This is a genomic window from Lentimicrobiaceae bacterium (assembly GCA_020636745.1).
In the GTDB taxonomy this organism is placed as follows: Bacteria; Bacteroidota; Bacteroidia; order Bacteroidales; family Lentimicrobiaceae; genus Lentimicrobium.
The window spans coordinates 69,037-82,491 of record JACJXH010000001.1 but is presented as its reverse complement, the minus strand read 5'-3'; the positions used below and the strand labels follow the sequence as shown (position 1 = coordinate 82,491).

Here is a 13,455-nt window from a genome sequence, read left to right as displayed (position 1 = left end):
TATTTCACATTAATATTTGTCTCACGAGAACACAACCACGCACTTAAGCCACCTTGATTTTACTCTTAAATTGTAGCAGCACCAGCAGCATGTTGCCTCATCATATCTCTTGTAAGATAAAAAGTTAACGCAATCCACAGAAAATATTGTTCACGACGTTTCAAACTGTCATGTAAATTAATTTCATAATGATATTTTAAGCCCTTCCACTTAAACCTGCCTTTAATAACCACCATTTCACGTGCATCCTTATCTTGCAAAACATAACGACTATTAAAAAGACCGGCATGTTTGAAAAAATACTCTACATTTTCAGTGCCAGACAAGCTTTTTGAAAGTCTTGTACCATTCCATTTCTTCTTCAGCGTAATAAGTGCTTTCCCTTCAGCTTGTAATTCAAACGAGGTTTTCCAGATATTAAGTGGAACTATTCGGTAAACCCGGCCTTCATTATCAATAATCTGAGCCTTTGATGAAAATTTACCTGAATAAACAACACGACCTTTTATCTGATTGCCGTCAAAGAAATTAAAAACGCCCGATTTTTCTGATGTTACTATCATAACGGCAGCATTTTCATCAGGTTATTATTGGTTAAGCGTACCAGCATTAATAACGGGGCTGGCATCCTTATCAGAACACAAAACCACCATTAAATTGCTCACCATTGAAGCTTTTTTGTCCTCATCAAGACTGATAAGGCTTTTTTCGGAAAGCTGTTCGAGGGCCATTTCAACCATACTTACAGCCCCTTCAACTATCTTTTTGCGGGCAGCAATAATTGCAGTGGCTTGTTGTCTTCTAAGCATTGCGCCGGCAATCTCCGACGAGTAAGCCAAATAAGAAATCCGGGCCTCAATGACATCAATTCCAGCACGTTCCAAACGTTCAGAAAGCTCAGTCTCCAACTGATGATTCACTTCTTCACCGCCAGATCTCAGTGAAATTTCAGCTTCAGCATCGTCAAAATTATCATACGGATAATGACCAGCCAATTTGCGTATGGCTGCTTCGCTCTGAATTTCAACATAGTGTATGTAGTCATCAACTTCAAAAGCAGCTTTAAATGTATCCTGTGCTTTCCAAACCAATACAATCCCTATCATAATCGGGTTACCGATTTTATCGTTTACTTTAATTGGCTCACCATTCAGGTTTCTGGCTCTTAATGAAATCTTTTTTCGGGTATAAAACGGATTTACCCAAAAAAATCCATTGTGCTTAACAGTACCAATATAATCGCCAAATAGCACCAGAACACTGGACTCATTTGGGTTTACCACCAAAAATCCAGGCAGTAAAACAATGTCTGCAATCAGCACAACAATTGACAATATGGTTATCCACAGTGTCTCGTTATAATTGATAAGGCTGAACACAGCCAGGCCTATCAATGCAAATACGAGGAGCAACATTACATAACCAGAGCGCGGTCTGACAAATTTTTCTTGTTCTTTTGTTTCCATTTTGATATCATTTTGATATTGCAATAATACGACAATATAAACGTCAAGTCAAGAAAAAAGATAGAAAAGTGATGATCTTTCCCAATTATTAAAAACTAAATTTGCACGCTGGAATATCGGCAATAGCAAATCGATGAATATTTGCCGCTGGATAATAAGCGTTTTACATTCAACTACATTTAACTTATAATTTGTGAAGCACAGAACATATCAGCATATTTTCTTTGACCTTGACAGGACTCTTTGGGATTTTGATGCAAATTCAAATGAAACGTTTCAGGATATCTTCCTGAAATACAGATTAACCGAAAGGGGAATACAATCATTTGATGATTTTCTTAACACCTACCACAAGCACAATCTATTGCTTTGGGACTTTTACAGAAAAGGCGAAATCGTAAAAGAAGTCCTCAACATCAGAAGATTCTCTTTGACATTGCATGATTTTGGCATTGCTGACAATTTATTGAGTCACAATATAGCGCATGATTATATTACACTAAGTCCGACTAAAACCAATTTATTCCCACAAACCACAGAAGTTCTCGAGTACCTGAGGAAGAGATATAAACTTCATATTATAACCAATGGATTTGAAGAAGTACAATACAAAAAACTTAAACACTCAGGCTTGACAAAATATTTTATTGAAATCATCACATCAGAGGATGCCGGCGTTAAAAAACCTGAATTTCAGATATTTGATTATGCCATGAAGCGGGCAGGAGCTCTGCCATCAGAGAGTTTGATGATTGGCGACGATGAAGAAGTGGATATTTGGGGAGCCTTAGGTGCAGGCATTGATCAGGTTCTTGTGGATTATGAAAATAATATAAAAGATACGAAAGCAACCTATCACATTAAGAGTTTAGGTGAGTTATATGATTTTTTATAGACAGCCATATGACACTTCAACCGGAATAAACCAAAACATATTGCATAAAAAAGGCTGCACTTAAAGTGCAGCCTTTTTTATCTTAAGCAAAAATTACTTTTTATCTGAAGCTGGTACTGGTTTAGCAGCATCAGCTTTTGCACCTTTACTGCAGCATGATTTTGCTTTCTCACCTGAACAAGGTTTATCGCAAGCTTTTGCTTTGTCACCTGAGCAGGTTTTGGCACAAGATTTAGCATCAGTTGCAGGAGCTTTATCTGATTTCTCAGTAACAACTTTTTGAGTTGTAGTTTTGGTTGTAGGAGCATTCTGAGCAGATACAGTAGCAACTGTAAAAGCAAATAAGAGAGCCATAACCGATAAAATCATTCCAATTCTTTTCATAAGGCTTAGTTTAAGTTTAGCGATACAAAGATAGTGGCCTCTATTGATGTTCGCAACATACATCATGTTAATGATATGTTAAAGTAAAGACCATAATTATTTAAGATGGGCAATAATAGTGCTCTTTCCGGTAACTTTTTGTCCGATGTTTACTTCAACTTTAACATCAACAGGCAGAAAAAGATCGACCCGTGAGCCAAATTTAATAAATCCAAGTTCGTCGCCCTGTCTGACCATACTTCCTTCTCTTGCATAACAAACAATCCTGCGGGCCATTGCACCAGCAATCTGTCGTACCAAAATTTCCTGCCCTGACTCATTGCCGATAACAACAGTTGTACGTTCATTTTCAGTGGAAGACTTTGGATGCCATGCCACCAGATATTTTCCGGGGTGGTATTTCATATAACGAACTGCACCTGAAACCGGATACCAGTTAACATGCACATTGTTGGGAGACATAAAAACAGAAATCTGCAGCCTCTCTTCCTTGAAGTATTCAGGTTCAAACACCTTTTCAATTGCTACAACTTTACCGTCGGCCGGACAAATAACTTTAGCATCATCAGGCGTAAGAAGCCTTTGAGGGTATCTGAAAAATTTTACTATCCATAAAAAGAGTAAGGCAAATCCAACCCATAATAAATAATGCAACCATTGCGGCATGGCAATAAGTCCGCTTAACGGGGAAATAACGCCCAAAACAATAAATGAAATCAAAATAATTATGTAACCTTCTTTGTGTATCCGCATTTAAATTTCCTTTTTTCGTTGCAAATAAGCCCCAAATTAACAAGTTCAGTTAATTCAGTTGGCAAAACAATCAGTACAACAATCAACGTATGAAATTGATTATAATGTACACAACAGGTGCTGCCAGAAAAACAGCATCAAACCGATCAAGAATACCACCATGACCGGGCAATAATGAACCGGAATCTTTCACATCCAGGCTGCGTTTGAGCATTGACTCCGTCAAATCGCCAAGTGTACCGAAAACAATAATGACAACAGCAATCACAAGCCACTGTAAAACAGAGAATTCGATAAATGACGCAGAAATCAGGTAGGCTGTTAACAAACCGGCAGCCGATCCGCCGGCAAATCCTTCCCATGATTTTTTGGGGCTGATACGTTCTATCATACGATGCCGGCCAAACATTGAACCAAAAACATAAGCTCCCGAATCATAAATCCAAAGAATTAGAAAAAAGCCAAGTAACACACCTCCATGTAACCAACCGGGGCCATCAGTATGATTAAAAAATCCATTAAGCAGAGCCAGAGGCAGAACAATCCAGGCCAATCCGATTAATTCAGCAGCAACATTCTGAAAAGGAGTATTGCTTTTCCTGAAAAGTTCAACGATAAGCAAAAATGGGAGCCATAACAAATTCAGCAAAAGCATTTTTGTGTCAATGATTCCAAATTCAAAAAATACAATGCTGCTATAAAAGGCGATACCTGCAACAGAACCAGCCAGCCTGTGAGGGAAAATTTTTGCCTGCCGCATGATACGTGTAAACTCCCAGAAACCGGCTAAAGAAACCAGCAGAAAAAGTGCGGCAAAAGCCCATTGACTAAGCACAACTGACCCTATAACACAAATCACAAAAACAGACCCGGTAATAGTTCTAATGGTAAAATTATTCACGAGGCAGGTGTATTTATGATTTGATTAGCAGCAAAAGCGTCCTCAACTGAAACATAAACTTCTATATCTCCAAAAAGATAAACGGAGTCCTGCTTATTGTAAACAATTGCAGTAATCTGATTATCTTCAAGTAAACCTCTCACAATTTCAGCTTCCTGCAAGCTTCCTGAGGTAAATACACAAATCCAGCCATCCATAATTCAAATTATTTTAGTCAGCATTATCAGCCATAAACACAAAAATTTGTTTTGGCCCATGAGCACCTGTTACCAGGGTTTTTTCAATATCGGCTGTTCTGCTCGGTCCGGTAATTAACGAAACCATCGAAGGCATTCCATTTTCATACTTTTCCCTAAGCTTAGCCAGTCCGTATTTTATATCAGGCACAATTTGAGTTGTAAACGCAATAACAATATGTATTTCGGGATATGAAAACAACCTGCGTCCTGAATATTGTTGTGAAGACATCATCACACTCCCCAGTCGGGCGATAAGAAATTCACAGGAGGTTACTGCGATTTTCATATTTTCAATTCCTGAATCATCGCGATGAACATGAATTCCGGCATGATTCAATAATCCTGATAAAGAATCTTCGAAGCACCAGGCTTCGTTCCAACCATTGTCAGCAAAAACAGCTTTAACTTTTGCCAGCATATCTGCAGGCGAATCACAAAAGACAAACTTCCCTCCCACTTTTGTAAATTCCACTGCAAAGTTCACATCAGCCTCTTCAGGCATAGACCTGAAAACATCTGAATCAAATTCAACTTCAGCAAAAGGATTATCAGCAGGTTCAATCAACGCGTGACGAATGTTCTTCAACACCTTTTCCCGCGTTGTACTCTCCCTGAAATGTTCGGGCCGTGCTCCGGGGTTATTTGAGGTCTTCATCATCAGATTTATCAGGCTCAGGAGCTGCCTCAGCAATCACCGCATTGTCGGTTGGCTTTTCCTCTTTTTCATTCCCGATCACATTCTTTACCTCTCCATTGTTTCCATTATCCGTCCCAAATTCGGCATGTTCTTCAAAAGGTCTTTTACCGAATATTTCCTCGAGGTCTTCTCTGAAAATAACTTCCTTTTTCAACAGAATATTGGCAAGCTGTGTGAGTTTATCACGATTTTCGCTTAGTAGTAATTTAGCTCTTTCATAAGCCATCTCAACCATTTTTTTAATCTCCTCATCAATTACCTGAGCGGTAGACTCACTAAATGGTTTACTGAACGAATATTCCTGCTGACCGGTAGAATCATAGTAACTAACATTACCAACAGCTTTATTCAAGCCATAAAATGCGACCATGGCATAAGCCTGTTTCGTAACTTTTTCAAGGTCATTAAGAGCACCGGTTGAAACTTTTCCGAACATAATTTCTTCAGAAGCCCTGCCACCCATTGTTGCCGTCAGCTCGTCAAACATCTGTTCATATGTTGTAATCTGGCGTTCTTCAGGTAAATACCATGCAGCACCTAAAGCCTTTCCCCTGGGAACAATTGTAACTTTCACCAGTGGATGCGCATACTCAAGCAACCAGCTAACCGTAGCATGGCCTGCTTCATGAAATGCAATAACTTTTTTCTCTTGCGGAGAGATAATTTTATTTCGTTTTTCAAGCCCGCCAACAATCCTGTCAATGGCGTCAATAAAATCCTGCTTTTCGATTTCGGTTTTATTTTGGCGCGCTGCTATGAGTGCTGCTTCATTACAAACGTTGGCAATGTCAGCGCCGGAAAAACCCGGGGTTTGTTTTGCCAAAAAATCGGATTGCACAGATTCATGACTTTTCAGAGGTTTCATATGCACCTTGAAAATGGCTTTGCGTTCCTCCAAATCGGGTAGTTCTACGTTAATCTGACGATCAAACCTACCGGCACGCAACAGTGCCCTGTCAAGAATATCTGCTCTGTTAGTGGCTGCAAGAATAATTACACCTGCGTTGGTGGCAAAACCGTCCATTTCAGTAAGTAACTGATTCAGCGTATTTTCACGTTCATCATTTGCTCCTGTTATTTGGTTTTTACCTCTGGCTCGCCCAATGGCATCAATCTCATCAATAAAAATGATGCAGGGCGATTTTTCTTTGGCTTGTTTAAACAAATCGCGCACCCTGGAAGCTCCAACACCAACAAACATCTCAACAAAATCAGAGCCTGAAAGTGAGAAGAACGGGACTTTAGCTTCACCTGCCACAGCCTTAGCCAATAAGGTTTTACCGGTCCCCGGAGGGCCAACCAGCAAAGCTCCTTTAGGAATTTTTCCTCCTAACGTTGTATATTTCTTAGGATTTTTTAGAAAATCAACAATCTCCATGATTTCAACTTTTGCCTCTTCAAGTCCGGCAACATCATTGAAATTAATGTTTACATGGGTATCTTTATCAAATAATTGAGCTTTAGACTTCCCAATATTAAAAATCTGGCCTCCGCCACCAGAGCCCCTGCTCATCATACGCATGATGAAAAACCAGGCCCCAACAAGCAATATTACAGGCAATAACCATGACAGTGCATCGCCCCATACATTGCGCCGGGTAAGATTTTCAATGTAAACAGGTTTTTCAACACCTTGCTGAAGTTCAGCAAAGTCCTTTTCAAAAGTTTCTACAGAGCCAATGGTGTAAATATACTGGGGCCTGGCTCCTCCAAAACTTTCGCTTGGTTTTACATCCTTGAACTTAGGAAGTGAGAGTTTTTCCTTCTTAATGTAGATTTCGGCAAACTCCTTATTTACAAGTACCAGTCTTTCAATATCCTGATTACTCACTAAATCCTTTACTTCACCCCAACCAATACTTTTGGCAGGTGTATTCCAGTTCATAAACTGGAGGCCGATAATCAAAACAGCAATTACTCCATAAATCCAATAAAAACTGAATTTTGGCTTACCGTTTTTAGGCTTATTTAAACCGTTTTCCGGTTTTTTATCATTTGTTTCGTTCATAAAATTATATCAGACTTCCGCTGATGAGTTTTTCTTTGTACGTTTCTGAACCGGTGCAGGAGGCTTACAATAAGTAATCTCTGCATCAGCCCATAATTCCTCTAGTTTATAAAACTTCCTGTTTGCCTCCTGAAAAACATGAACCACAACGTCCACATAATCAAGCAACACCCATTCTGCATTCTCAAAACCCTCTTTTTTCCATACATTGGCGCCCACGGCTTTTTTCACCTCCATTTGTACTGAATCGGAAATGGCTTCTACCTGAGCACGGGACTTGCCATGACACACAACAAAGAAATCTGCAACCGCATTTTTCATTTTCCTTAAATCAATAAGGACAACTTCTTCTCCTAGCTTTTCAAAAATCCCCTGAATTACTATTGAAGAAAGCATTTCTGAGGCTGTTTTTTCTTTTTTGCTTGCCATAGGCTCTTTATTATATTTTTGCAAAGTTAATCAAATAATTCTGTATTTGAAGCAGGCATCAGCTTACTAACAGACAAGAGGCGTTAGAACGTTTATCACCTGACACTTTTTTGTTTTCAATACACAATTATCACATTACAACAATTATACCGCATCAAAACTGGCAGTTATTATCCTGAAATAAAATGAAATTATATGGTTTTTAAGGCAAGCAAGATCATCAGGCTTGAATCTGTTGATTCAACAAACGATTATTTATATAGTATCCTTGATAACAATGCCTTACCTGAAGGTTCGGTCGTTTACGCACACACCCAAAACCAGGGCAAAGGGCAAGCCAATAACATCTGGGAAAGTGAACCGGGAAAGAATCTTACATGCTCCCTTGTATTATATCCTGAATTCTTAAAACCTGAAAATCAGTTTCTTTTAACTATGGTTGTTTCATTATCAGTGTGCTCAACCATTGAAAAGCTTCAACTCCCCTATCCCGCTATGATTAAATGGCCCAACGATATTTACCTCCAGGATAAAAAAGTAGCTGGAATTTTGATTAAGAATGAAATCCTGGGCAGATCAATCTCAAAGACCATTATAGGCATTGGCCTAAATATCAATCAATTAAAATTTAGCGAACTTATACCAAATCCGACCTCTCTCAAATTAATTTCCGGGATTGATTATTCGGTCAATGACCTGCTGACAGAATGTCATAACAATTTAAAAATTTGGTATCAAAAACTAAAAAATGGTGAAACTGAGTTTATTGAACAATCATACATGAACAGATTTTATCTGCTGAATGAGCCCGCTCTTTTCGAAATTAAAGGCCGCAGAATAAAAGCTGAAATAAAAGGTCTGGCCGAGTTTGGCATGCTTCATCTTGAAGGACCTGACAAAGAAGAATACATTTGTGATTTAAAAGAGATCGTCTTTATTCCCCGACCAAAAAGCTGAGTTACCATCAAAAGAAAAACAGAAAATTAAAGGAAGCAAATTGCCCGCAGGATATAGTTTAGTTTGCTTCGCAGACTTCTTTAAGCTTAACGGCCAGAATGTTAATGAAATTGGAAAGTGGTTTAGAAGCCATCATCATTAACATTGGATTTAAATCAGCATTGAATTCAAGCCTGGTTTTACAGCTATTGTCATCAACAGGCTCTATAAAACACTGCAAATCAAAGCCAAAGGGGACTTTGCCATCGGATTTGATGAGAATATGGGAATTGGGTGTTCTGGTATCAAACCGCATACCCAGGGTGGCCATATTCTGAATATTGAAACTGCAACTATTTCCATCAGACTTCCAATCGGTTACCTGGGCTGGCATCAATTTCTCGAAATTATTAAAATCGGAAAGAAATTCAAAAACATGATTGTTACTGCGACCAATAACCACCGGTTCACTCTTAAAATTTGCCATAGAAAATGATTATTTGCCCCAGATATCAGGATTTTCGCGCCATTGAATAAGCGATTGCTTATCAGATTCTTTTATATAATTCATTTCCAGCGCATGGCTTATCAAATGATTATAATCGGTAAGCGTTCGCAGAATACAATTCTCTTTTTTAAAATTTTCAGCTGCCGATTCAAGGCCATAAGTAAAAATGGCTACCATTCCCTTAACATTGCATCCTGCTTCGCGCAATGCAGTAACGGCAGCAAGGCTGCTTTTGCCAGTTGAAACAAGATCTTCAACTACAACAACTGATTGACCGGATTCGGCAACGCCTTCAATCTGATTAGACATACCGTGCTCCTTTTTTGCCGATCTGACATAAACAAAAGGAAGCCCGAGCTCCTGAGCCACCAGTACCCCGTGTGCAATTGCGCCAGTGGCTACACCTGCAATCAGATCAATTTGCCCGAACTCTTCATTGATCAACTTGGCAAATTCTTGTCTGATATAAGTTCTTACCTTTGGATAAGATAAAATCTTACGATTATCGCAGTAAATAGGCGATTTTATGCCAGAACTCCAGGTAAATGGGTTCGCATTGTCCAATTTTATTGCCTTAATTTGCAATAAAAATTCCGCTGTATCAAGCGCTACTGATTCATTATTACTCATGCGGCAAATGTACAAAGTTTTTGTAAATGAAAAACCGGTAATTATATGCGGTGACTATGAAGGCTTAAGCCTTGATGCCAACGCAAATATTGTATTCGTAACCTCCCGCAGGGAAATGAAACATGCCTTTCGGGATTTTACGAAATCAATGACAATTTCAAGCCTTGTGTTATATAACAAAGGAAGTGCCAAAAAATTGCTTAAGGATTTCATTTCTTTATTCTGGTACCTTGAAGCAGCCGGTGGAATTGTAAGAAATACCCACGAACAAAGGTTGTTTATTTACAGATTCAACAAATGGGATTTGCCCAAAGGTAAAATTGAAAAGAATGAAACGCCTGCAGAGGCTGCCCTTAGAGAAGTGAGCGAAGAAACAGGGCTAAACGGGCAATCAATCATTGCCGAATTGCCCTCGACGTACCATATTTATGAGTACAAAGGCAAAAGAATATTTAAGCGAACATTCTGGTATGCAATGCAATATAATGGCAACCAGACACTTGTTCCTCAATTGGAAGAAGAAATTACTGAAGCTGCCTGGTTTCAGGAAACAGCACTTGAAAAAGTACTGGCCAATACATACCAATCATTGCTTGACCTTATCAATGAGGATTTAATTTTCAAAGGTTAGGATTGGCAATCGCGATTTTATATATTTTTGATAAAAAATCTTAATTCAGCACTATGATAAAACGGGCTGTTTTCCCGGGTTCATTTGACCCCATAACCAAGGGACATGAAAATATTATTCGCAGAGCTATCCCTCTTTTTGATGAAATAATTGTGGCAGTGGGCCTGAATATTGAGAAAAAAGGTTATTTCGCCATAGACGACCGGATTAAATGGATCAAGGATGTATTTGCTGATTGCCCGAGTATTAGTGTTGTAAGTTATTCAGGCCTGACTGTTGATTTTTGCAGAAAGGTAAATGCTTCATTTATTCTGAGAGGGTTACGCACTTCGGCTGACTTTGAGTTTGAAAGAACTGTGGGACAGGTAAACAAAAAACTCAACCCTCAGCTTGATACATTATTTCTTTTAACAACTCCGGAATTTACATCCATCAATTCATCCATCGTAAGGGATGTATATAAAAATGGCGGAGATGTAAGTATTTTCATTCCGGAAGCCGTTAAACTACCAGCCATTGACACCTTATAGTAATGGCCCCGCCAATGCAAAAGTACACTGTGAAGCAAACTTTAATATTTACAAAAAGCTATTGACTCCCGCTGGATTTAATGTGGGTTAATAGTCCCTCCGAATTATTTATTCGGCAGTTTCGTCAACCTTATTTGAAAATATGCTGAAGTTAACTTTGCCGTATTTTCTTTGCTGATTAAAACCTTTAAATTCGCCGAAATTATAATCGCGCGAATGTTCCAATACAAGCCAGCCATCCTCTTTTAACAAATTCCTTTCAAATACTACCCTTGGAATTTCATCAATCCCTTCCAGTTCATACGGTGGATCGCAAAAAATGATATCATACTTTGTATCACAATTCCTTAAAAACCTGAATGCATCACTTCTAAAAGACAAGACTGATTCAAACCCAAATTCAGCAGCAGTTTTCCTGATAAAATTCACGCATTTAAATTCGAGGTCGATACTGGTAACTCCTAATGCACCGCGCGAGGCAAATTCATATGTAATATTGCCTGTACCCGCAAAAAGATCGAGCACCTGAATACTTTCCAAATCAAAATTATTGACCAGGATATTGAATAAGGCTTCCTTGGCGATATCTGTAGTAGGTCTTACGGGCAAGTTTTTGGGAGTATGAATAACTCTGCTTTTATGAGTTCCACTGATTATACGCATAAACCCGGATTTAAAAGATCATAATATTTATAAGCCATTTCCTCCGACACAGCAAAATTGCCCCGGATTCCATCAAGCATTTTCACAAAATTGAGAGAACGAATATACCTGAACATGAGCTGATACAGGTTGTCTTCAAATTGAATATTGCCCATAAGATATATGGGAATTTTTTCGGGATTCAATGCAAGCTGGTCCATGACAAAAATCAGAAAATACACCAGGTCGTCAGCCACCTTCCATAAAAAGCTATTGCAATAGCGCAGTTTACCATCTTTAAGAACAATGATATCAAACGAACCTGTTTTCACATTCACAAAAACGGTATCTGACAAATCAGCATGCCTGAATGATGGCAGAATGGAATCGATAATGGACCCTGTATGCTGCAGTTTTTTGGCAGTGGGGAAATGCCTGGCAATCACATTATTAATTTGTTCATCAACAGCATATACCAGCCAGCTATCAATAGAAACCACTTTTTGTTCAAAAACGGCATTGCTATCCGAAACAGAATGAACAAACCCAAGGTAATCGCGCTTTAATTCCGGTTGGTATAAAGCAGCAGGCACCATAGTATATTTATTGCTTTGAACAATTACACAGCAACTCTTAAATCCGGCAGTAAGCCAGGGATGCTTAAAAAGAAGCAAATCGAGTTGGTCGCAATACCGTTTGGTAGCAAGAGCTTCAATTGATGTTGGAGCATTATCTGTAAATCTGAAAGATTCCAGCCCGACAAACTTCCCAGCTTTTGGGACATAAACAGAAAAAGAAAGTCCATCCGGTTCAAGCCGGATGGACAAATGATATTCACTGGTCAGGGACTGATCAAACAATCGGTCAAAACTACTGACCACAGTTATATGATCGCCCACCATAACTAAATTTTTTATTCCCAGTTTCCGTCGGTAGAAGCTTCAGTAAGAGAGCCCATTTTTATACCAGGATAACGGTTAATCGTTTTCTGACGTTCTGCAAGATTAACAACATCCTGCTGATCAAGATCATAGAGGTAATACTCGTAAGGAACAAGTACTTCCATAACACTTACAATCACTCCTCCCTTATCAATTTTATCAGTTTTAACCTCAAACTTGCGGCCTTCTGAGAAAGGAATAACTGCCAGATCCTGAAGATTAAAATTGCTGCGTTTTCCAAAAAGTGAATCGGCGATACCAATGTAACCAATAGTATCACTAATTGAACGACTGAAAGTCGTATCATTGGGGTCGGCAACTAACTTAACTACCGGAATTTTACCGGTTTGCAGAAAAGCAAATAAAGAGTCAAAGCTACTGGTGTAATGGCCATTGAACTGTTTGAAAAAAGTTTCTGCAGTTCTGATGTCTTTAAGTTTTACAACAATCTGATTGTTTCTACGGGTAAGTTCTTCCTGGAAACGGATAGGCTTCATTATAGATGCATACAGCAGATAACCAAGTACAATGACGACTACTGCTAAAACAACTTTGAGAATGGTACTTTTCATAAATTGATTTTTTTTTGGCATTGCAAATGTAAAATAAAATTTAATTAGACAATAGAAATTTAACTGAAGAAGCATTAAGAATTTAGCAGATTTTAGAGTTCAATAATGAAGCAGGCATCAGGCATGAGTAAATGGGAACATTGCAGCAGACAAACAGGCAACTCATCTTAATATTATATTCAAAAAGCACCATAACTATTCATTTACAGCACATTTGCAAGCAGATGCCTGTGATTTTATGTTTTTTTGGCACGATTTTTTATTTCTAATTCGTTATATTTGCGCTTTCATTA

18 protein-coding genes are annotated in these 13,455 nt (G+C 38.6%); 4 read left to right on the top strand and 14 right to left on the bottom strand.

Annotation, left to right across the window (positions count from 1 at the left end; translation table 11 throughout):
- Positions 1–65 precede the first annotated feature (65 nt).
- Positions 66–563, bottom strand: coding sequence for a hypothetical protein (locus H6541_00360; protein ID MCB9014225.1), 498 nt, complete (start codon positions 561–563; stop codon positions 66–68).
- Between the two features lie 24 nt (positions 564–587).
- The gene (locus tag H6541_00355) at positions 588–1,466 is read right to left on the bottom strand and encodes an SPFH domain-containing protein (GenBank protein ID MCB9014224.1); all 879 of its coding nucleotides are present in this window, start codon (positions 1,464–1,466) and stop codon (positions 588–590) included.
- Positions 1,467–1,659: 193 nt separating this feature from the next.
- On the opposite strand from H6541_00355, the gene H6541_00350 reads away from it, so the two are divergent.
- Positions 1,660–2,361 carry a noncanonical pyrimidine nucleotidase, YjjG family gene (locus H6541_00350; GenBank protein ID MCB9014223.1) on the top strand — a complete coding sequence of 234 codons (702 nt, stop codon included), beginning with the start codon at positions 1,660–1,662 and terminating at the stop codon, positions 2,359–2,361.
- A 93-nt stretch (positions 2,362–2,454) separates the two neighbouring features.
- On the opposite strand, the gene H6541_00345 is transcribed toward H6541_00350, so the two are convergent.
- From H6541_00345 to rsfS, 7 genes are all read right to left on the bottom strand, one after another.
- Positions 2,455–2,745, bottom strand: coding sequence for a hypothetical protein (locus tag H6541_00345; protein MCB9014222.1), 291 nt, complete (start codon positions 2,743–2,745; stop codon positions 2,455–2,457).
- A 96-nt stretch (positions 2,746–2,841) separates the two neighbouring features.
- Positions 2,842–3,498 carry a phosphatidylserine decarboxylase family protein gene (locus H6541_00340; protein MCB9014221.1) on the bottom strand — a complete coding sequence of 219 codons (657 nt, stop codon included), beginning with the start codon at positions 3,496–3,498 and terminating at the stop codon, positions 2,842–2,844.
- A gap of 82 nt (positions 3,499–3,580) precedes the next feature.
- A complete protein-coding gene (locus H6541_00335) occupies positions 3,581–4,399 on the bottom strand; it encodes a phosphatidate cytidylyltransferase (GenBank protein MCB9014220.1) in 819 nt (272 codons plus the stop codon).
- Positions 4,396–4,596: a DUF2007 domain-containing protein gene (locus H6541_00330; protein ID MCB9014219.1), complete on the bottom strand. Its 201-nt coding sequence runs from the start codon at positions 4,594–4,596 to the stop codon at positions 4,396–4,398. The genes H6541_00335 and H6541_00330 overlap by 4 nt, the downstream gene beginning before the upstream one ends.
- A 13-nt stretch (positions 4,597–4,609) precedes the next feature.
- The gene (locus H6541_00325; GenBank protein ID MCB9014218.1) at positions 4,610–5,296 is read right to left on the bottom strand and encodes an LUD domain-containing protein; all 687 of its coding nucleotides are present in this window, start codon (positions 5,294–5,296) and stop codon (positions 4,610–4,612) included.
- On the bottom strand, positions 5,277–7,343 hold the full coding sequence (gene hflB, locus H6541_00320; GenBank protein ID MCB9014217.1) for an ATP-dependent zinc metalloprotease FtsH: 2,067 nt from the start codon (positions 7,341–7,343) through the stop codon (positions 5,277–5,279). The genes H6541_00325 and hflB overlap by 20 nt, the downstream gene beginning before the upstream one ends.
- Positions 7,344–7,352: 9 nt before the next feature.
- Complete coding sequence (gene rsfS / locus H6541_00315; protein MCB9014216.1) at positions 7,353–7,772, bottom strand: ribosome silencing factor; 420 nt, start codon at positions 7,770–7,772, stop codon at positions 7,353–7,355.
- 195 nt (positions 7,773–7,967) lie between these two features.
- Between rsfS and H6541_00310 the strand changes: the two genes are divergently transcribed.
- Positions 7,968–8,729, top strand: coding sequence for a biotin--[acetyl-CoA-carboxylase] ligase (locus tag H6541_00310; GenBank protein MCB9014215.1), 762 nt, complete (start codon positions 7,968–7,970; stop codon positions 8,727–8,729).
- 58 nt (positions 8,730–8,787) lie between these two features.
- Here the strand turns inward: H6541_00310 and H6541_00305 are convergent, their stop codons facing one another.
- Entirely contained in the window at positions 8,788–9,195 is a 408-nt protein-coding gene (locus tag H6541_00305; protein ID MCB9014214.1) for a hypothetical protein, read from the bottom strand.
- Positions 9,196–9,204: 9 nt separating this feature from the next.
- Positions 9,205–9,846: an orotate phosphoribosyltransferase gene (locus H6541_00300; GenBank protein MCB9014213.1), complete on the bottom strand. Its 642-nt coding sequence runs from the start codon at positions 9,844–9,846 to the stop codon at positions 9,205–9,207.
- Between the two features lie 7 nt (positions 9,847–9,853).
- Between H6541_00300 and H6541_00295 the strand changes: the two genes are divergently transcribed.
- Positions 9,854–10,477, top strand: coding sequence for an NUDIX domain-containing protein (locus tag H6541_00295; GenBank protein MCB9014212.1), 624 nt, complete (start codon positions 9,854–9,856; stop codon positions 10,475–10,477).
- Positions 10,478–10,530: 53 nt separating this feature from the next.
- Positions 10,531–11,007, top strand: a complete 477-nt coding sequence (gene coaD, locus H6541_00290) for a pantetheine-phosphate adenylyltransferase (protein ID MCB9014211.1) — start codon at positions 10,531–10,533, stop codon at positions 11,005–11,007.
- Positions 11,008–11,115: 108 nt separating this feature from the next.
- Here the strand turns inward: coaD and H6541_00285 are convergent, their stop codons facing one another.
- Genes H6541_00285 through H6541_00275 form a run of 3 tightly spaced genes read right to left on the bottom strand, consistent with a single transcriptional unit; the run spans position 11,116 to position 13,162 of the window.
- Positions 11,116–11,670, bottom strand: coding sequence for an RsmD family RNA methyltransferase (locus H6541_00285; GenBank protein MCB9014210.1), 555 nt, complete (start codon positions 11,668–11,670; stop codon positions 11,116–11,118).
- Positions 11,661–12,551 (bottom strand): DUF3822 family protein, encoded by an 891-nt coding sequence (locus H6541_00280; protein ID MCB9014209.1) that lies wholly within the window; start codon positions 12,549–12,551, stop codon positions 11,661–11,663. Before H6541_00280 ends, H6541_00285 begins: the two co-directional genes overlap by 10 nt.
- A gap of 11 nt (positions 12,552–12,562) precedes the next feature.
- Positions 12,563–13,162, bottom strand: coding sequence for a hypothetical protein (locus H6541_00275; GenBank protein ID MCB9014208.1), 600 nt, complete (start codon positions 13,160–13,162; stop codon positions 12,563–12,565).
- Positions 13,163–13,455: the final 293 nt, after the last annotated feature.